An 18,284-nucleotide genomic window follows, 5' to 3' on the forward strand; every position below is an offset into this window, starting at 1 on the left:
GGCTGTGCTTGCGCGAGGACCTTCCCTCGCTCTGATTCGCGGATTGGCCACAGGTTCGAACGGCCTGTGTGCTTGTGTTAGGTATAGAACGCTTCCCCGGCAGATGCCTGCTTTGTTTGCGCATCGGGTTCGTCTCTATAATGCCGGCCTTCTTCCGCGTTATTACGCCTCGTTAGGGAATATGCATGACCGATCACGCCTTGCTTCTGGTCAACCTCGGCTCGCCGGCCTCGCCGCAAGTGGCCGATGTACGCAGCTACCTCAACCAGTTTCTGATGGACCCCTATGTAATCGACCTGCCGTGGCCCATCCGCCGTCTGCTGGTGTCGCTGATTCTTATCAAGCGTCCGGAAGCGTCGGCCGAGGCGTATGGCTCCATCTGGTGGGAAGGCGGTTCGCCACTGATCGTACTCAGCCAGCGCCTGCAAGCCGCCATGAAAGACACCTGGAAACACGGCCCGGTGGAACTGGCCATGCGCTACGGCGAGCCGTCGCTGCAAACCGTGCTCACCCGTCTGGCCAAGCAAGGCGTGAAAAAAGTCACCCTCGCGCCGCTGTATCCGCAATTTGCCGACAGCACCGTGACCACGGTGATCGAAGAAGCCAAACGCGTGGTGCGCGAGCAGAACTTGAAGTTGGAGTTCGCCACGCTACGGCCGTTCTTCGCCGAGCCTGCGTATATCGACGCCCTGGTGGCCAGCGCTCAGCCGTACCTGGAACAAGGTTACGACCACCTGCTGTTCAGCTTTCACGGCTTGCCGGAAAGCCACATCCGCAAACTGGTGCGCGACCCCAAGCACGACCTGCTCGCGCCGAACAGCAAAGGCGTCAGCGACGAGATCATGGCCTTCTGTTACCGCAGCCAGTGCCAGCGCAGTGCCGAGGCCTTTGCCGAACGCATGGGGCTCAAGCCGGAGCAGTGGTCGGTGTCGTTCCAGTCGCGCCTGGGCAAAAACAAATGGATCGAACCCTACACCGAAGCGCGCCTGGATGAGCTGGGCAAGAAAGGCGTCAAGAAGCTGCTGGTGATGTGCCCGGCTTTTGTCGCCGACTGCATCGAGACGCTGGAAGAAATCGGCATTCGCGGTGAAGAGCAATTCCACGAAGCCGGCGGCGAGAAGCTGGTGCTGGTGCCGTGCCTAAACGATCACCCGCAATGGGTGCAAACGCTGACCGAGCTTTGCGAAAAGGCGCCGGCAGGGCTGGGAAACTCGCTTAATTCGTAACAGGTTTTTGCACCGGTTTGAAAAGCCCCGCTTTGGCGGGGCTTTTTTATGCCCGATCAAGAGCATCGAGGCTGAAACCTCTCCCACAAGGGACCTCATTTCTCCTGTGGGAGAGGCTTTAGCCTCGCTCGGCGGACCTGAAAACGGCTGATCTGAGATCAAATCCCTTCGGTCAATCAATCCAAAGAGCGATTCCAGGAAGTAAAAAACAGGTGCTGACTGGCAAGTCATTCGCCAAAGGCGCGTACCTGCATTCGCTCGGCTGATAACGGCCAAATGGCGCGCTGGATGGGGCTACTCTGCGAGCACTTTCAACGGCCGCGCGTTGCACTGGCAGCGCCGAAGGAGACCATGGTGCATAACAACAATAATGCCGGTTATCCCTCCAGCCTCCGCGCTTGGGGCACTGTCACCATTCTGATGGTGGCGTACATCCTGTCATTTATTGACCGGCAAATTCTCAACCTGCTGGTCGGCCCCATCCGCCGCGATCTGGAAATCAGCGACACACAAATGAGCCTGCTGATGGGCTTGTCATTCGCGCTGTTTTACACCGTATGCGGCATTCCCCTCGGGCGCCTGGCTGACACCAAAAGCCGTCGCGGCCTGATCGCCGTCGGCGTGCTGTTCTGGAGTGCCATGACGGCGGCCTGCGGCATGGCCCGCCTGTATTGGCAATTTCTGCTCTGCCGTATCGGCGTTGGTGTGGGCGAGGCGGCGCTGTCGCCGGCGGCCTATTCGTTGATCGCTGACAGCTTCCCCAGCGACCGGCGCGCCACCGCCATCAGCGTGTATTCCATGGGCGTGTACCTGGGTTCTGGGCTGGCGTTTCTACTCGGCGGCCTGGTGATCAAGTTCGCCTCGGCGCAGGGCGACGTGGTGTTGCCGTTGCTTGGTGAAGTGCGCCCGTGGCAGCTGATCTTTCTGCTGCTCGGCGCGGCGGGTGTGCTGTTTACCCTGCTGATGCTGGCCGTTCGGGAGCCTGCTCGGCGTGGCGTGGGTGCCGGGGTGGCGGTGCCGCTCAGTGAAGTGGGCCGTTATATCCGCTCCAACCGCACCACCGTGCTGTGCCACAACTTCGGCTTCGCCGGTCTGGCCTTCGCCGGTTACGGCAGCGCCGCGTGGATTCCAACCTTCTATATCCGCACCTACGGCTGGGATGCCGGCCATGTGGGCGTGGTGTACGGCAGCATCGTGGCCGTGTTCGGGTGCCTGGGCATCGTGTTCGGCGGGCGTCTGGCTGACTGGATGAACAAACGCGGGCGTACCGACGGCAATATGCGTGTCGGCCTCATCGCCGCCATCGGCGCCTTGCCCTGCGTACTGGCGTTCCCGCTGGCCACCAGCGGCAATATCGCCTCGATCTTCATGTGCCCGGCGGTGTTCTTCCTGAGCATGCCGTTCGGCGTCGCGCCGGCGGCAATTCAGGACATCATGCCCAACTCGATGCGCGGGCAGGCGTCGGCCATTTACCTGTTTGTAATCACGCTGATCGGCCTGGGCATTGGCCCGACGGCGGTGGCGATGGTGACCGACTACGGCTTTGGCAACGACAACGCGCTGCAGTATTCGCTGCTGATCGTGACCACCGTGGCTGTGGTGTTTTCGATCACGCTGCTAGCCAAAGGCTTGAAGCCGTATCGGGCGAGTGTTGAGCGGTTGAAGGGCTGGTCGGCGGAGCCGGCTGTGGAAGCAATCGGGGTTCCGGCGAAGGCTTGAATTTCTGGTTTTCAGGGCAGGCCAATCGAGGCTGAAGCCTCTCCCACAGGGTTCACCAGGTCCTTGTGGGAGAGGCTTCAGCCTCGACGCTTTTAAGTGGTCAAACCCAGGTATTCAACTCAAGCGCCAGCTTCGACGTCAGCCGCAAATACTGCTCGCTGGCCTTGGTCAAAAATGCCTGGCTATCCACGGTCAATTCGCGGCTCTGTTTGCCGGCCGTCTCGTAGCGATACAAGGTGTGCTCGTCCTGCTGGCGCAGGCACTGGTAGCGCTGGCTGCGCGCTTGCACGGTGAACGTCAGCATATCCACATAGGCCACCAGCACCTCATCGCTTTGCCCCACTTCCAACCCGCTGCGCTGCAGGATGGCCGTGTGGGTGAACGGGGTGGCCGAGAGCATTACGTGCTGGCAATCGTTGAGGTCAGGGCGCGGCTCGCCATCGAGTAGCCAGTGGCCGCGAATATCGCGTTCCAGCTTCAGGCTGCGCTGGCCGAGGTTATCCACCTTCAGCCACAGGCGACGGAAGCGCCAGCGCGGGTCGTAGTTGAGCACGTAGGTAGCGGCGATGCTGTTGCCGCGCACGCTTTGAATCAGATGGCTGCTGGCATGAATGCCGCTGTCGTCCTGGCGCAGGCGCAGGTTTTCCACGCCAGGGTTGAGCCAGGGTTTCCACACGAGGGTTTGTTGCTGCATCAAGGTTGGCTGCATCCGTGCAACTCCAGGGAGTGGACGGCGGGGCGCGTTCTTGCAGCCGCAGGGCACCGTCCATGGTGTACACCGGCGGGCAGAATAAGCGGTGGTTTCTGTGATGTATGTAGGATTTCAGCTACACGGGAAAGTATTTTTGCGGGCCGCTAGGCCTTGTGCTTGAGCGGTTGCTGCGCAAAGTTCACGCCGCCAAGGCCGGTTTCCATCAGCGCACGGATATTGCCGTGGTCGCTGCCGGTCGGGGTGGCCAGCACGCTGCGGTAATGCTCGCCAAACGCGCGCAGGGTTTCTTCCAGGCTCAGGCCTTCGAGCAGGGCCAGGCCGAGGGTTTTGCACGAACCTTCGTTCTGCCCGCTGGCATTGTTCTGGTTGCCGTTTACGAAGGCGCTTGGCTGGTAGTCGTAGTGCTCGGCGATAAACGCCAGGGTGCTGGCAAACAGGTGCTGGTCGCTGTGCAACGCAGCGCGAAAATCGGTGAGTGCAGTCATTACTTCTGGCCTTTGTTGAACGCCGCTTGCTGATCGCTGCTGGCTTCTTTCTGGTATTTGGTTTTCCACTCGCTGTACGGCATGCCGTAAACCTCTTCGCGCGCCTGGTCGATGGTGACCGGCAGGCCGACATCATCGGCGGCGGCCTTGTACCACTTGGACAGGCAATTGCGGCAGAAACCGGCGAGGTTCATCAGCTCGATGTTCTGTACATCGGGGCGATCGCGCAGGTGTTGCACCAGTTGGCGAAAGGCGGCGGCTTCGAGTTCGATCTGTTCTTGCTCGGTCATGGCGACGTACTCCGAGAACGTGCGGGGCTAAAAGGGGGGCAACGCAATGGGCGCGATGATAAAAGCGCCCAGCCCGCACGGCAATGCGGCGCAGGCAAGTTAGCGATGACCGGCGAGGGTGATCGACACCGACTCGGCAAACCGCAGGGCGTGCAGCTTGTCCACTTCAACTTCGGCATAACGCACCGCCGGGTGGGCCATGACCAGGTCGAGCAATTCCTGAGTCAGGCGCTCGAGCAGGGCAAAGCGGTTGTTTTCCACGTGGGCAATGATGGCTTTGGTGATAGTGCGGTAATTGAGCGCGTGCTCGATATCGTTCACCTGCACCGCGTCTACCGCCGGGTAGAGGATGGTCAGGTTGATCAGCACGTCCTGCTTGTTATCGATTTCTTCCTGCTTGATTCCGATGAAGGTGCGCAGGCGCAGGTCTTTGACCCTGATGCGCGCCATTCCAGGCTCCAGTCTCGCATAGCGATGTACTCCAATCTGTTTACTTCAGGTGCCGGCCGCCGTTGACGCTGAGGGTGGTGCCGGTGACATAGGGGTTGTCGAGCAAGTAACGCAGGCTCTGGTAGACGACTGCGGCGCCGGGTTCGATACCCAGCGCCGATTTGGCCAAGGCGTTGGCGCGGTAAGCGGCGTCATCGCCTTCATTGACCAGAACCAGTGCCGGGGCAATGCCATTGACCTTGATCGCCGGCGCGTACTTGGCCGCGAACGACAGCGTGAGGTTTTCCAGCCCCGCCTTGCTGGCGCAATAGGCCAGGTGTTTGGCACTGCCTCGGCGTACAACGTCGTCACTGATGTGCACGATATCCGCCGGGCTCGACTGGCGTAGCAACTCGGCGCAATGCAGGTTGATCAGGTAGGGCGCGAGCATATGCACGCTGAACATCTGTTGGAAGATCGCGCCTTCATCGCCGGCCGTTTTCCGCCAGCCATTGCGACGCGTTGTGCACGATGGCGCGCAGGCTTTGCGTATGGGTTTTCAGCTCGGCGACAAAGGCCAGAATGCTGGCCTCGCTGGAAAAGTCCGCCTGAATAGTGATCGCCCCGCGCTCGCGCAAGCGTTGCAGGCTGTCGCGCTCCTGGCGGTAGGTAACAATCAGCGGATGACCGTCATCGAGCAAACGCTCGGCGCAGAACAGGCCGACGCGCTGGCCGGCACCGGTTAGCAGAATGGGGGCAGAAACAGACATGGGTCACTCGCAGGCAAACAGGCCCGGCAACGTTAACCCAGTCTGCCGCCGGGTACAAAAGGCGGCGTTTTACTTGGCGTCGCTTGCCAGGGCCGAGCCACCCGCTGCGCGCAATTCTTTGCGCTTGTGCAGCCACGGCGCCAACAGCCGGGTGGACAGCGGAATAAACCAGTAGGTCATCAGCGGCGTCAGCGCCAGGGTGCTGAGCAGAATGCGCACGGCCAGCGGCAATTCGCTGAGCAGCCCGCCAAAAATCAAATTGAACGCCAGCGACACTGGAAAGAAGGCCAGCCAGATGGCCACGCTCTGTTTCCAGCGCGGCACGTTGCGGCTGGCGCTGCCGAACCAGGCGTCGATGCCTTGTACCCGGTGTTCCAGCGGCTGGGCGAACAGGCCTTGGCCACGTTGCAGCCAAGCGCGGCGCGAAACGGAGTGTTCCCAGCTGGCGAGCAGCTCGGCATCGGCGAAGCGGAATACGATTTGAAATTCGTCATCGTCGGGCGGTGGGGCGAGAACGCCGGAGCCGAGATAACCAGGGAAGTCGGTGGCCAGTTGTTCGCCTTCGCGCAGCCAGAGCATGAAGTCCTGGTAACGCTCGCGGGGCACGCGGCGAGCCACCATCAGGGTGACGGGGGAAGCAGACATTATGTATCTCCTCAAAACCTCGCCGCCGCTCGGATAAAGCCTTGGCAAAAAAAGCGCCCCAGGGGTGGCGGGGCGTTGGGTGAAGAGTAGTGGTTGTTCGCTGCCAAATGCCAGCAAAGATGCGAAATAGACGGGTGCAGCTCGTCAGATGGCTGGCGCGGGCTCGACTGGGTTGAGCAAGCGGTGCTGCTGATAGATGTACTGACGCAGACGCTCGCTGTGCACGGTTTTGCGCCCGCTCAGGCGGTAGGCCACCAGGCGCTGCTCGCTACGCCGGGCCAGAATGCCCTGCAAGCGAATCGGCGACGCACCCGCTTGCGGCAGCCACAGGCTGAAGTTGTTGGGCACCAGTTTGTGCCGCACTTCCACCAGCAGGCCGGTGGTGGACAGCGTGTGCAACCAGAAACCGCTGGGTTTGCCATGCTCATCCACCAGCGCCACTGCCGGGTTCAGGTGCAGCCGCCACGGCCGTTCGGACGGGCCTTGCTCCACCACCTGCGGCGGACCTATTTCGAGGGTCAGGCTATGGAATTCGTCTTCCACCAGTTGCAGCGGGAAAGTCACGCGCTCGCCGTTGAAGTGCGCTTCGATGGTCAGTTGGTCGCTGGCCGCCAACGGGTGAGCAGGGCTTTGGTCTGGGTGCCACCGTCTACCCGCAGGCTCGGGGTTTGCACCGGGCCCTGGGAGCGGGGCGGGGTCTGCAGGTCTTGGAGGAAGTCCAATTCCTCGCTAGTAAGAAGAGAAGAGTCTTGCATGGGGTAGATGCTCCAGTACTACGGTGGGCAACTGGCAGTGTGTAGCTAGGTGAATCAGTGGCGACGCTGGTGGGACAACGCAGCGGCAACTTTATTAGAGTGCTCCAGAGCCTTTCCGATAGACGGGGCAAAGGGTGACGGCAAGCGCGGCTCAGGCATAATGGCCGGCATTTTTTTAGCCCTGCTGCGGAGCATTTTGATGAAAGTTGCGATCTTGTCCGGTTCGGTATTTGGCACCGCCGAGGAAGTGGCCCGTCATGCCACCCAACTGCTCAAGGCGGACGGCTTCGATGCCTGGCACAACCCCCGTGCCACCCTGGAAGAACTCAAAGCCTTCGCCCCCGAGGCCTTTCTGGCCGTGACCTCCACCACCGGCATGGGTGAGCTGCCGGATAACCTGCAGCCGCTGTTTCACGCCATCCGCGATGTGCTGCCCAGTGAGTGGCGCGGTTTGCCTGGCGCAGTGATTGGCCTGGGCGATGCCAGTTATGGCGACACGTTCTGCGGTGGCGGCGAACAATTGCGTGAGCTGTTCGCCGAGCTGGGCCTGCGTGAAGTGCAGCCGATGCTGCAACTGGATGCCAGCGAGAGCGTGACGCCGGAGACGGATGCCGAGCCCTGGTTGGCGGGGTTTGCGGCGGCGCTCAAGGGCTGAGTTCACATCAGGCTCACCGTCATCCCGGCGCAGGCCGGGATCCAGACTTTTGTGGCGAGCTCGCTACCTCGTCCACTCCAACATTCTGGATCCCGGCCTACGCCGGGATGACGGTGGATTTGCTCATACTGGCGTCACCCCTGACCCACAAGGCCACCAAGCTGGCCGCAATAGCGACTACCGCCCCCGCCATCCCTCGCTAGACTCAACCTCACTAAAAAACAACAACAAACCGAGGTGATTGCCGTGACTGCTGCGCAGATCAAATCCGTACCGACTATCAAAGATCAGGTGTCCGCCGCTGAATGGCAGGCCCGTGTCGACCTCGCCGCCTGCTACCGCCTTATCGCCCTGCACGGCTGGGACGATCTGATCTTCACCCATATTTCCGCCAAGGTGCCCGGCACCGAAGACTTCCTCATCAACCCGTTCGGCTTGATGTTCCATGAAATCACCGCCTCCAGCCTGGTAAAGGTCGACCTCAATGGCGTGAAGCAAATGGACAGTCCCTACGAAATCAACCCGGCTGGCTACACCATCCACAGCGCCGTGCACGAAGTGCGTCACGACGTGGGTTGCGTGATTCACACCCATACCGCCGCCGGTATCGCGGTGTCGGCGCAGAAGCAGGGTTTGTTGCCGTTGTCGCAGCAGGCGCTGTTCGTGCTGGCTAGCCTGTCGTACCACGGCTATGAAGGCGTAGCGCTGAACCATGAAGAGAAGGCTCGCCTGCAGGCGGATCTGGGTGAAAGCAATTTCATGATTTTGCCCAACCACGGCCTGATGACCTGCTCGGCCAGCATCGCTGATGCCTTCCTGATGATGTTCACCTTGCAGCGTGCCTGCGAAGTGCAGGTGATGGCGCAAAGCGGTGGCGCCGAGCTGATCCATATTCCCCAGCAGATTCTCGACGGCGCCAAAGCCATGGTGCAGGGCGTGATGAAAACGGCCCAAGGCATGGGCGGCAATCTGGCCTGGCCAGCGCTGATGCGCAAACTCGACCAACAGAACCCGGGCTACGCCGTCTGATGTCGCCGGCGCTCGCCGGCATTCCCCTGCGTGACTGGCGCGCGCAGGGGAAGAGCCTGAATTTTCAGGGCCACACCATTGCCTACTGGACGGCCGGTCAGGGCGAGCCACTGTTGTTGATTCACGGCTTTCCCACCGCCAGTTGGGACTGGCATTTTCTCTGGAACACCCTGGCCCAGCATTACCAGGTGATCGCCTGCGACATGCTCGGCTTCGGTGATTCGGCCAAACCCCGTGGCCATAACTACCGCTTGCTGGAACAGGCCGATATTCATCAGGTGCTTCTTGCCCATTTGAATGTCGACGCCCCGGTGCATGTGCTCGCCCATGACTACGGCGACAGCGTCGCCCAGGAACTGGTCGCTCGCCATCACGAAGGCCGCGCGCGCTTGGCGTCCTGTGTGTTTCTCAACGGCGGTCTGTTCCCGGAAACCCATCGCCCGGTGCTGGTGCAGAAACTCTTGCTCAGCCCGCTCGGGCCACTGATTGGCCGGCTCTTTAGCCGCAAGAAACTGGCGTCCAGTTTTGCCCAGGTATTCGGCCCGCACACCCAGCCCAGCGAAGCGGAGCTGGATGACTTCTGGAGCCTGATCGCCCGCAACAACGGCCCAGCGGTGATGCATCGGTTGATTCACTACATTCCCGACCGTCGCGAGCACCGTGATCGTTGGGTGAGTGCGATGCAGAAGGGCGGCCTGCCGCTGCGGGTGATCGATGGCGCGGTGGATCCGATTTCGGGTGCGCATATGGTGGCCCGCTACCGCGAGCTGATCCCCGAGCCCGATACCGTGTTGCTCGACGGCATCGGCCACTACCCGCAAACCGAAGCGCCGTGCCAGGTGTTGCAGCACTACCAAGCTTTCCGCGCCGGGTTGGGCAAGGCTGCTGTAGCCTAGCCGCTGACTTTTTCGGCGGGAGGCGATATGCGCAGGTTGGCGGTGATGGCAGCGGTGTTGGCCCTGGGCGGTTGCGCAAGCACCGGCCCGCTAGATGCGCCGCCCTTGTTCGATGGCTGGTATGCCCAGCAACCGCTTGGCAACCCCGACCACGCGCCGGGGCTGTGGCCATTGCTGGCCAGTCGCGCCAATTACCCGGTGCTCGATGCGCCGGGTACGGCGGGGCTGGTCCATCTGCATATCGACGCCGATCAGCAACTCACCGCGCGCCTGCAGCGTGACGGCCGTTGTGTGGGGCAACTGAGCATTGCCGGCAATCTGGATGGCACGAAGTACCAGTTTTCCGACAACGACTTCAATGGCATTCCGCTGCTCGCCTGGGGCCACAACAGCCGCGAGGTAACCCTGGATCTCAGTACGCCCGCGCAACTGCCGGCCACCATCCACACCAGCAGTTTCGGCATGTTCCTGATCATTGCCGGCGGCGCGCCCGACCGCGATGTCACCTATCGCTACACTGCCATTGCCGCGCCCAGCGAACCCGCGCCCAAATGCCCGGCACCCACGCCGGGCCGCTAGGTAAACGGGTCTGGAATCATGCCCTAACCTTATTGGGCGCTATTCAGCCCCGGCCGCTTTTATTGTGGCTGCCGCCGCGCTACCGGAAACTCGGCGCATCGCATGTTCTGCCATCTGCCCCAGGAGTTATGTATGAGCGAGTCCGTTCGTTTTGAAGACAAGGTTGTAATCGTCACCGGCGCCGGTGGTGGTATCGGCCGCGCCCACGCCCTGGCGTTCGCCAAAGCTGGCGCCAAAGTGGTGGTGAACGACCTGGGCGGCAGCACCCACGGTGAAGGCGCCAACGCGTCGGCAGCCGACCGCGTAGTGGCCGAAATTCGTGAAGCCGGTGGCACCGCCGTGGCCAACCACGACTCGGTAACCGACGGCGAAAAAATCGTACAAAACGCCCTCGACGCCTTCGGCCGTATCGATGTGGTGGTGAACAACGCCGGCATCCTGCGCGACAAAACCTTCCACAAAATGGAAGACGCCGACTGGGATCTGGTTTACCAAGTGCACGTGGCTGGCGCCTATAAAGTCACCCGCGCCGCCTGGCCGCACATGCGCGAGCAGAACTACGGCCGGGTGATCTTCACCTCGTCCACTTCGGGCATTTACGGCAACTTCGGCCAGTCCAACTACGGCATGGCCAAGCTCGGCCTGTACGGCCTGACCCGTACGCTGGCCATCGAAGGCCGCAAGAACAACATCTTCGTCAACGCCATTGCCCCAACCGGCGGCACGCGCATGACCGAAGGCCTGATTCCGCAGCAAGTGTTCGAACAGTTGAAGCCGGAACTGGTCAGCCCGTTGGTGGTGTACCTGGGCAGCGAAAACTGCCAAGACACCGCCGGCCTCTACGAAGTAGGCGGCGGCTGGATCGGCAAAGTACGTTGGGAGCGCAGCAACGGCGCAGGCTTCGACCCGAAAGTCGGCTTTGACGCTGACGACGTGGCCGCCGCCTGGAAACAGATCGGCGACTTCGAAGGCGCTAGCCACCCTGAAGACAGCCTGCAAGCGCTGCAGGCGATGATGGCCAATCTGCAGAAATACGCCGGCAAGTAACGGTAGCGCCGTTTGCAGGAAATCGAGGCTGAAGCCTCTCCCACAGGGCTCGATGAAACTTGTGGGAGAGGCTTCAGCCTCGAGCTTTTGAGCTAGCAAAAAACCAAAAGGCCGACTTCTGGCAGAAGTCGGCCTTTTTTGTTTTCCGATATCGGCGATTTTGTTGACCCGTTGGTAACGCATAAACGCCGGCAATATTTTGTAGTCTTTCCCTTACAAATATGAAAGTTCCCTCAGCGCCGAATATGCCTCCATTCATTCCAGTGTTGGTGCCCTGTGATCGCCATATGGAGCGGGCATTCATACTTACGAGCGACAGAAAGAATCAATCCTTCGTGCGCTACTCCGTCTATCATCCGCTGAGTACGGTGCATCACAGTTTCACCAACTAGGAGAGCCGCATGACAACAACAAAAAGGCCCGGACTGTTCCAGCCAAAGACTCTGGCAATCGCGATCGCAATGGGCATGTCGGCCCAGGCTGGCGCGGTAAGTTTCAACATCGGCGAGATCGAAGGGCAATTCGACTCCTCGCTGTCCGTAGGGGCCAGCTGGTCCACCCAGAAGCCGGATTCGACCTACATCGGCGAAGCCAACGGCGGTCAGGCGTTTACTCAAACCAACGATGACGTCGCCAGAACTTCCAGCGCGGCAAGACTTTCTCGAAAATCTTCAAAGGCATTCACGACCTTGAGCTCAGTACGGGGGGGATACGGTATCTTCCTGCGAGGCAAGTACTGGTACGACTTCGAGCTGAAGGATGAACACCAGAACTTCGTAGACGTCACCGACGACCACGCCAAAGAGGGCGCCAAGTCCTCGGGCTATCAACTGCTCGACGCCTTCGTCTACCACAACTACCAAATCGCCGAGCAGCCAGGTAGCGCCCGTCTCGGTAAGCAAGTTGTGAGCTGGGGTGAAAGTACCTTTATCCAGAACGGTATCAACTCGATCAACCCGGTTGACGTTTCCGCCTTCCGCCGCCCTGGCGCTGAGGTTAAGGAAGGTCTGATTCCGGTCAACATGTTCTACATGTCGCAGAGCTTCAACGAGAACCTGTCCGCCGAGGCGTTCTACCAGCTCGAGTGGGACCAGACCGTTGTGGATAACTGCGGCACCTTCTTCTCCAGCACGGACGTGCTTCAGGAAGGCTGCGATACGAACTACCGAATTCTGGACGGCGCCACTGTTACTGCGTTGAACGATCCGAGTACCAAAGCGTTACTTTCAAGCCTTGGGGTAGACGTCAACTCTCAGGGGGTGGCCGTTCCCCGTACAGGGGATCGTGACGCTCGCGACGGCGGTCAATGGGGTGCTGCACTGCGCTGGCAGGGTGATGAAACCGAGTACGGCGCGTATTTCATGAACTACCACAGCCGTACGCCATTCCTCGGCGTGCAAAACGCCAATGCTGCTGATATCCAGACTGGCCTGGGCCTTGCGTTTAACCCCATCCCGGCGCTGCGTCCACTCGCCCAACCTGAGTTGCTGGGTACCGGCCGTTACTACTTTGAGTATCCAGAAGATATTCAACTGTATGGCCTGAGCTTCTCCACCACGTTGCCTACCGGTACTGCGTGGTCGGGTGAAATCAGCTATCGCCCGAACCAGCCGCTGCAGATCAACACCAACGATATGACGCCGCTTGTAGCTACTAGCGTTGTTGCCGGCCTGACCACTGGTGGTGTTGCAGGTGCCTTGGCCACTGCCGGCGACGATCATCGCGGTTACAACCGCAAAGAAGTCACCCAGATCCAAACCACCTTCACTCAGTTCTTCGACCAGTTCATGGGCGCAGACCGTCTGACGATCGTGGGTGAAATCGGTGCCAACTCCATCGGTGCTCTCGGTGATATCGATGACATCCGCTATGGTCGCGACTCCACCTTCGGCAACATGGCCCAGGGCGGTCGTCACGGTTACTACACCAGAACCTCGTGGGGCTACCGTGCTCGCGCCATCTGGGATTACAGCGATGCATTCGCCGGTGTGAACCTGAAACCGAACCTGTCGTGGTCTCACGATGTCGATGGTTACGGGCCTAACTTCAACGAAGGTGCCAAGGCCGCGAGCATTGGTCTGGATGCCGAGTACCGCAACACCTACACCGCGGGTATTTCGTACACCAACTTCTTCGGCGGCGACTACAACGTACTCACCGACCGTGACTTCCTGGCCCTCAGCGTTGGCGTGAACTTCTAAGAATTGCTTGGCGGAATAACAGAGGACTACAAGAACAATGAAAACAACGAAAAATCTGTTTGGTGCATTGGCCCTCTCGCTGCTTGCCAGCAGCGTGTTGGCCGCCGTACCGGCTGCGGAAGTAGCCAAACTCGGCACCACCCTCACGCCACTGGGCGGCGAGAAAGCCGGTAACGCTGATGGCAGCATTCCGGCCTGGACCGGTGGCCTGCCAAAGACCGCTGCCTCGGTAAACGCCGGTGGCTTCCTCGGCAACCCGTTTGCCGATGAGAAACCGCTGTTCACCATCACCGCAGCCAACGTCGATCAGTACAAGGCCAAGATGTCGGCCGGCCAGATCGCGATGTTCAAGCGCTACCCAGAAACCTACAAAATGCCGGTGTACACCACTCACCGTACGGTTTCCGTGCCGGATGCAGTGAATGAAGCGGCCAAACTCAGTGCGGCTAAAACCACCACCGTAGAGGGCGGCAATGGCCTGCTGAATTTCCAGGACAGCCGTTACTACGCTTTCCCGATTCCGCAAAACGGTCTGGAAGTCATCTGGAACCACATTACCCGTTACCGCGGTGGCAACCTGCGCCGTAGCTATACGCAGGCCACGCCGCAAACCAACGGCAGCTACACCCTGGTGAACTTCACCGACGAGGTGTCGTTCCCGCAATCCATGACAGGTATGGACGCCGACAAAGCCTCCAACGCCCTGCTGTTCTTCAAACAGCAAGTAACCGCGCCGGCACGTCTGGCCGGTAACGTGCTGCTGGTACACGAGTCGCTCGACCAGGTTAAAGAGCCACGCATGGCGTGGATCTACAACGCCGGTCAGCGCCGTGTACGCCGTGCTCCACAGGTTTCCTACGACGGCCCGGGCACTGCCTCGGACGGTCTGCGGACCTCGGACAACTTCGACATGTTCAACGGTGCACCTGACCGTTATGACTGGAAGCTGATCGGCAAGAAAGAAATGTACATCCCGTACAACAACTACAAGCTGGAATCGCCGGACGTTAAGTACGACGACATCATCAAGACCGGCCACACCAACCAGGACCTGGCGCGTTACGAGCTGCACCGCGTGTGGGAAGTGGAAGCGACCCTGAAGTCTGGCGAGCGCAACATCTACGCCAAACGTAAGTTCTACGTAGATGAAGACTCCTGGACCATCGTGGCTTCGGAAATGTATGACGGCCGTGGCCAACTGTGGCGCGTCGGTGAAGCCATGATGTATCAGCAGTTCGTGGCTCAAGCACCGGCATACGCCTTCGAAGCGCTCTACGACATCATCGCTGGCCGCTACCTGGCCATCGGCATGATGAACGAAGAGAAGAAGTCGTATGAATTCGGCATCAAGACCTCGGCTACCGACTACACCCCGGCAGCTCTGCGTAACGCCGGCGTTCGTTGATGGTGTGCGTGTTGGGCTTCGCAGGGCTCAACCCAACCTACGAATCTGTAGGTTGGGTTGAGCGCAGCGAAGCCCAACAAGGTCCATCACCCAGCGTGATGATCCGCACTAAGTTGTAAAAATAAGGCGGCCCGAGGGTCGCCTTATTTGTTTCCAAGGCTCTACTCAGCGCTTTTTGTGGTTAAGATCGGTTCACCGCTACACCCTAATAAAAACAAAAAAGCAGAGGCATCGACCATGCATAACGTTCACGCGATTGGACCGCGCCCCCTGCGTTTAACCGACAGTCCGCTGCCGCGTTTGCCGGCCGCCCATTTTCCCCGTCCACGCCTGGTGCAGGCGCTTCTCGCTGGCGACAGTCGCCTGGCGCTGATTTGCGCGCCCGCCGGTTTTGGCAAGAGCGTGTTGCTCAACGAATGTGTACGGCAAGCGCCGGTCGGCACCCAGGTGGTGTGGCTGGACTTGCTCGGTCGCGCCCTGACCCCGGTGGAATTGCTCAAGCGCCTGGCCAAGGCCATGGGCCGCCCGGTGGAAGAGGGCGATACCTATGACGAGCTGTGCAGCCTGCTCAGCCGTAGCGAAACACCCCTGTGGATTGTGCTCGACGACTACCCGCGCGATGCCTGCGCCGAGCTCGACGACTGCCTCGACCGCCTGCTCGAACAAGCCCCGCACACCCTGCGCTGGTGGATCGGCGGACGCCGTCGCCCGGCCTGGAACTTGCCGCGCCTGATGCTGCAGGGCGACCTGCTGGAGCTCGACGCCCCGGCTCTGGCCCTGGACGAACCCGAGCTCGACGGCCTACTGCACCAACATCACCTCGACCTGCCCCCGGAGCTGCGTTCACAACTGCTGCACAACAGCGAAGGCTGGGTAGCCGGCGTTTGCCTGCTGCTGATCAAAGGCACGGCGGAAAACCTGGGCGAGCGGCTGGCCTCGGGCACGCCGCTGCTCAACGAATACATCGTGCGCGAAGTGCTGAGCGGCCTGTCGCCCACCTTGCTGCGCGCGCTGTCACTGATGGCGCATATGCCGAAGTTTTCCTCGGCCTTGTGCGAGCACGTGCTTGATGAAGGCGGCGCGGCGCTGTTCGAAGAATTGCAGGCGCGGCAAATGTTCTTTCTTGGCCTGGACAGCTGCGGCGAGTGGTTCCGCCTGTCGCGCCCGGTGGCAGCCGTGCTCAAGCGCCAGTGCGCGGCACCGGCGCCGACCCAGGCCCATGTGCGCGCCTGCCAATGGTTTGCCAGCCACGGCGACGTGCGTGCGGCGGTAGAACATGCCCTGTTCGCCAACCAACCGGATGTAGCCGCCAACTACCTGCAACGGTTTGGCCAGGAGCAATTGCTGATCGGCCAGAGCGTTGCGCAATTTCTGCAATGGCGCCACGAGCTGCCGGCCAGCCTGTACTCCAGCACGCCACGGCTTATCACCTTGCAAGCCTGGGCGCTGCTGATTTGTGCGCGCCTGGATGAAGTGGACGAGTGCCTGGAAGACCTCGGCCGTTTCTTCCCGCAACCCAGCTTGCGCCAGCAGCAACAGTTGCTCGCCCACTACCAGGCGATTCAGGGCGTGCTGCAACGCCAGCGCGGCCAACGCAGCGCCCGCGAGCAATCGCTGCAAGCGCTGGAAGTGTTAGTGGATGAAGCCTGGTCGCAGCGTGCGCTGTGCTACCAGGCGCTGGCCCAGCAAGCGTTTTCGGAAAGCCTGCTGAGCGATGCCCAAGACTATATTCAGGAAGGCCTGAAGCTGGCGCGGTTGAACGGTAGCGTGCTGTTCGAAGCGCTGCTGAGCGTCGACCGCATTCACCAGCTGACCATCCTTGGCGACTCGCGCGCGGCGCTGGAGTTGGCCGAACTGTGCCTGCAACACCTGCAAGCCGGCGGTTGCCAGGGCCCGGTACTGGGGCGGCTGCAGCTGTTGCGCGGCAGCCTTCTGGCCAGCCACGGGCAGGTGGAAGCCGCCCATGCCTCGTTCACCGCCGGCCTGCATGCCGCTGAAGCCTGCGAAGACGCCTACATTATTTTTGGCTATCAGGGCCTGGCCGAACTGGCCGCCCAGGCCAATGACTTCACCCTTGCCTTCCAATTGCTGCGCAAAGCCGAGCGTTTGATGCAGTGGCAGCATGTACCCGAAGTGCGCTATCGCGGCGTGCTGCAGCTGGCCCAAGGCTCGCTGTGGCTGCGCCAGGGCGAAGCCCAGCGGGCGCGCACGCTCTTGCAGGCAACGCTGGACAGCTATCAGCAGCGCGACCTGTTGGCGCCGTCCGGTTTCTACGACCTGCTGCCGCGGCTGCGCTACTACGTGGCGTTGGCCGATCTGCAATTGGGCGAGGTGCGTTCAGCACTCGAAGCCTTGCAAGCCTTGAGTGAAGACTGCGAACTCAGCGGCTATTTCAATTTGCAGAATCGCTGCCGGTTCAGTCTGGTTCAGGCTTTGCTGGCCACCGGGCAGGAGAAACCCGCCGAAGCGATGCTGCGGCTGGCGCTGGAGACTTCTCACCAGCAGGGCGTAAATCCGGAATTGCAGGCGCTGCATGCGCAATTCGGGACATGGTTGGAGCAGGTGTTACCGCAGTTGGCCGAGCCGCTGGAGTTGCGTCAGTTGCTGAACCAGGCGGGTGCCGGTGTGCAGCCGAGCCCGGAAAGCTCGCCGCTCAGTGCGCGGGAGAAGATGGTGTTGGAGCAGATTGCTCAGGGGTATTCCAATCTGCAGATTGCCGATCGGCTGCATATCTCGCTGCACACGGTGAAGACCCATGCGCGGCGGATTAACGTGAAGCTTGGGGTTGAGCGGCGTACTCAGGCAGTAGCGCGTGCCAAGGCGTTGGGGTGGTTACTGTGAGTGTGAGTGTGATTTTCTGACGGTGTAGTTCTTCGTTACCGCGTGTGCTGGGCGTTTTGTTTCGCGCCTTACGCGCGAGTTTCTTTTGTCAGTCGCCACAAAAGAAACCAAAAAGGCTTGCCCCTACCTGGGCCCTACGCTGCGCTTCGGGTTCCCTCGCTACGTCGTCGCTCCAGGGGCCGGGCTGAGGGCCATCCATGGCCCCATCCCTCTGCGCGGCTCCCGGCCGCTACGACCCCTTACGCAACGACTCCACTCGGCCTGGCGCTAAAGGGGCGGGTAGATCACAAGCGGTAGATCACAAGCGGTAGATCACAAGCGATAGATCAAAAGCGATAGATCAAAAGCCCCTCTCGCCTGGCCGGCCGGCCTAGCGGGCGAGGGGTGACGTTTGTGCTGCGACCTCACTCGGTCAAGCCCCCTCTCCCGCGTGCGGGAGAGGGTTGGGGTGAGGGGCCGTTGAGCACACGAACGCAAACAACCAATTCCCTCCATCCGACATAATTTTCACACCTCCCCCAGTAAGGTCCATGCCCTTACAATCCGCGCGCGGTGTTTTTTCATCGTCTTCGCCGCGCCGGGAGTCTGACCCTCGGTGGA

17 protein-coding genes and 1 pseudogene are annotated in these 18,284 nt (G+C 60.8%); 10 read left to right on the plus strand and 8 right to left on the minus strand.

Going from position 1 to position 18,284, the window contains the following annotated elements; genetic code table 11:
* Positions 1 to 185 precede the first annotated feature (185 nt).
* Complete coding sequence (gene hemH, locus AC0V2S_RS03925) at positions 186 to 1,226, plus strand: ferrochelatase (protein ID WP_475508582.1); 1,041 nt, start codon at positions 186 to 188, stop codon at positions 1,224 to 1,226.
* Positions 1,227 to 1,580: 354 nt separating this feature from the next.
* Positions 1,581 to 2,945 carry a spinster family MFS transporter gene (locus tag AC0V2S_RS03930; protein WP_475508583.1) on the plus strand — a complete coding sequence of 455 codons (1,365 nt, stop codon included), beginning with the start codon at positions 1,581 to 1,583 and terminating at the stop codon, positions 2,943 to 2,945.
* Between the two features lie 100 nt (positions 2,946 to 3,045).
* Here AC0V2S_RS03930 and AC0V2S_RS03935 read toward each other — a convergent pair whose 3' ends face one another.
* From AC0V2S_RS03935 to AC0V2S_RS03970, 8 genes and pseudogenes are all read right to left on the minus strand, one after another.
* Entirely contained in the window at positions 3,046 to 3,654 is a 609-nt protein-coding gene (locus AC0V2S_RS03935; protein ID WP_475508584.1) for a putative glycolipid-binding domain-containing protein, read from the minus strand.
* Positions 3,655 to 3,800: 146 nt separating this feature from the next.
* Positions 3,801 to 4,142, minus strand: coding sequence for a HopJ type III effector protein (locus AC0V2S_RS03940; protein ID WP_475508585.1), 342 nt, complete (start codon positions 4,140 to 4,142; stop codon positions 3,801 to 3,803).
* Positions 4,142 to 4,432 carry a DUF1244 domain-containing protein gene (locus AC0V2S_RS03945; protein WP_475508586.1) on the minus strand — a complete coding sequence of 97 codons (291 nt, stop codon included), beginning with the start codon at positions 4,430 to 4,432 and terminating at the stop codon, positions 4,142 to 4,144. The genes AC0V2S_RS03940 and AC0V2S_RS03945 overlap by 1 nt, the downstream gene beginning before the upstream one ends.
* A gap of 99 nt (positions 4,433 to 4,531) precedes the next feature.
* Entirely contained in the window at positions 4,532 to 4,882 is a 351-nt protein-coding gene (gene folX / locus AC0V2S_RS03950; RefSeq protein WP_475508587.1) for a dihydroneopterin triphosphate 2'-epimerase, read from the minus strand.
* A gap of 40 nt (positions 4,883 to 4,922) precedes the next feature.
* Positions 4,923 to 5,631, minus strand: a pseudogene (gene folM, locus AC0V2S_RS03955) (dihydromonapterin reductase).
* A gap of 69 nt (positions 5,632 to 5,700) precedes the next feature.
* Positions 5,701 to 6,276, minus strand: a complete 576-nt coding sequence (locus tag AC0V2S_RS03960) for an antibiotic biosynthesis monooxygenase (protein ID WP_475508588.1) — start codon at positions 6,274 to 6,276, stop codon at positions 5,701 to 5,703.
* A gap of 144 nt (positions 6,277 to 6,420) precedes the next feature.
* Positions 6,421 to 6,891, minus strand: a complete 471-nt coding sequence (locus AC0V2S_RS03965; RefSeq protein ID WP_475508589.1) for a hypothetical protein — start codon at positions 6,889 to 6,891, stop codon at positions 6,421 to 6,423.
* Entirely contained in the window at positions 6,870 to 7,031 is a 162-nt protein-coding gene (locus tag AC0V2S_RS03970; RefSeq protein WP_475508590.1) for a hypothetical protein, read from the minus strand. The genes AC0V2S_RS03965 and AC0V2S_RS03970 overlap by 22 nt, the downstream gene beginning before the upstream one ends.
* Positions 7,032 to 7,230: 199 nt before the next feature.
* On the opposite strand from AC0V2S_RS03970, the gene AC0V2S_RS03975 reads away from it, so the two are divergent.
* From AC0V2S_RS03975 to AC0V2S_RS04010, 8 genes are all read left to right on the plus strand, one after another.
* Positions 7,231 to 7,686, plus strand: a complete 456-nt coding sequence (locus AC0V2S_RS03975) for a flavodoxin (RefSeq protein WP_475508591.1) — start codon at positions 7,231 to 7,233, stop codon at positions 7,684 to 7,686.
* A gap of 261 nt (positions 7,687 to 7,947) precedes the next feature.
* Positions 7,948 to 8,715, plus strand: coding sequence for a class II aldolase/adducin family protein (locus tag AC0V2S_RS03980; protein ID WP_475508701.1), 768 nt, complete (start codon positions 7,948 to 7,950; stop codon positions 8,713 to 8,715).
* Complete coding sequence (locus AC0V2S_RS03985) at positions 8,715 to 9,611, plus strand: alpha/beta fold hydrolase (protein ID WP_475508592.1); 897 nt, start codon at positions 8,715 to 8,717, stop codon at positions 9,609 to 9,611. Before AC0V2S_RS03980 ends, AC0V2S_RS03985 begins: the two co-directional genes overlap by 1 nt.
* 27 nt (positions 9,612 to 9,638) lie before the next feature.
* A complete protein-coding gene (locus AC0V2S_RS03990; RefSeq protein WP_475508593.1) occupies positions 9,639 to 10,190 on the plus strand; it encodes a hypothetical protein in 552 nt (183 codons plus the stop codon).
* Between the two features lie 132 nt (positions 10,191 to 10,322).
* Positions 10,323 to 11,237, plus strand: a complete 915-nt coding sequence (locus tag AC0V2S_RS03995) for an SDR family oxidoreductase (RefSeq protein ID WP_475508594.1) — start codon at positions 10,323 to 10,325, stop codon at positions 11,235 to 11,237.
* A 401-nt stretch (positions 11,238 to 11,638) separates the two neighbouring features.
* Complete coding sequence (locus AC0V2S_RS04000) at positions 11,639 to 13,438, plus strand: DUF1302 domain-containing protein (protein WP_475508595.1); 1,800 nt, start codon at positions 11,639 to 11,641, stop codon at positions 13,436 to 13,438.
* Between the two features lie 37 nt (positions 13,439 to 13,475).
* Complete coding sequence (locus AC0V2S_RS04005) at positions 13,476 to 14,843, plus strand: DUF1329 domain-containing protein (RefSeq protein ID WP_475508596.1); 1,368 nt, start codon at positions 13,476 to 13,478, stop codon at positions 14,841 to 14,843.
* Positions 14,844 to 15,080: 237 nt separating this feature from the next.
* Positions 15,081 to 17,684, plus strand: coding sequence for a LuxR C-terminal-related transcriptional regulator (locus AC0V2S_RS04010; protein ID WP_475508597.1), 2,604 nt, complete (start codon positions 15,081 to 15,083; stop codon positions 17,682 to 17,684).
* Positions 17,685 to 18,284: the final 600 nt, after the last annotated feature.

It is taken from the genome of Pseudomonas sp. CC11G (genome assembly GCF_056174845.1).

Coding starts and splice junctions, on each gene's coding strand:
- hemH (WP_475508582.1), top strand. CDS start 186: ATGACCGATCACGCCTTGCTTCTGGTCAACCTCGGCTCGCCGGCCTCG.
- AC0V2S_RS03935 (WP_475508584.1), bottom strand. CDS start 3,654: ATGCAGCCAACCTTGATGCAGCAACAAACCCTCGTGTGGAAACCCTGG.
- AC0V2S_RS03940 (WP_475508585.1), bottom strand. CDS start 4,142: ATGACTGCACTCACCGATTTTCGCGCTGCGTTGCACAGCGACCAGCAC.
- AC0V2S_RS03945 (WP_475508586.1), bottom strand. CDS start 4,432: ATGACCGAGCAAGAACAGATCGAACTCGAAGCCGCCGCCTTTCGCCAA.
- folX (WP_475508587.1), bottom strand. CDS start 4,882: ATGGCGCGCATCAGGGTCAAAGACCTGCGCCTGCGCACCTTCATCGGA.
- AC0V2S_RS03960 (WP_475508588.1), bottom strand. CDS start 6,276: ATGTCTGCTTCCCCCGTCACCCTGATGGTGGCTCGCCGCGTGCCCCGC.
- AC0V2S_RS03970 (WP_475508590.1), bottom strand. CDS start 7,031: ATGCAAGACTCTTCTCTTCTTACTAGCGAGGAATTGGACTTCCTCCAA.
- AC0V2S_RS03975 (WP_475508591.1), top strand. CDS start 7,231: ATGAAAGTTGCGATCTTGTCCGGTTCGGTATTTGGCACCGCCGAGGAA.
- AC0V2S_RS03985 (WP_475508592.1), top strand. CDS start 8,715: ATGTCGCCGGCGCTCGCCGGCATTCCCCTGCGTGACTGGCGCGCGCAG.
- AC0V2S_RS03990 (WP_475508593.1), top strand. CDS start 9,639: ATGCGCAGGTTGGCGGTGATGGCAGCGGTGTTGGCCCTGGGCGGTTGC.
- AC0V2S_RS03995 (WP_475508594.1), top strand. CDS start 10,323: ATGAGCGAGTCCGTTCGTTTTGAAGACAAGGTTGTAATCGTCACCGGC.
- AC0V2S_RS04000 (WP_475508595.1), top strand. CDS start 11,639: ATGACAACAACAAAAAGGCCCGGACTGTTCCAGCCAAAGACTCTGGCA.
- AC0V2S_RS04005 (WP_475508596.1), top strand. CDS start 13,476: ATGAAAACAACGAAAAATCTGTTTGGTGCATTGGCCCTCTCGCTGCTT.
- AC0V2S_RS04010 (WP_475508597.1), top strand. CDS start 15,081: ATGCATAACGTTCACGCGATTGGACCGCGCCCCCTGCGTTTAACCGAC.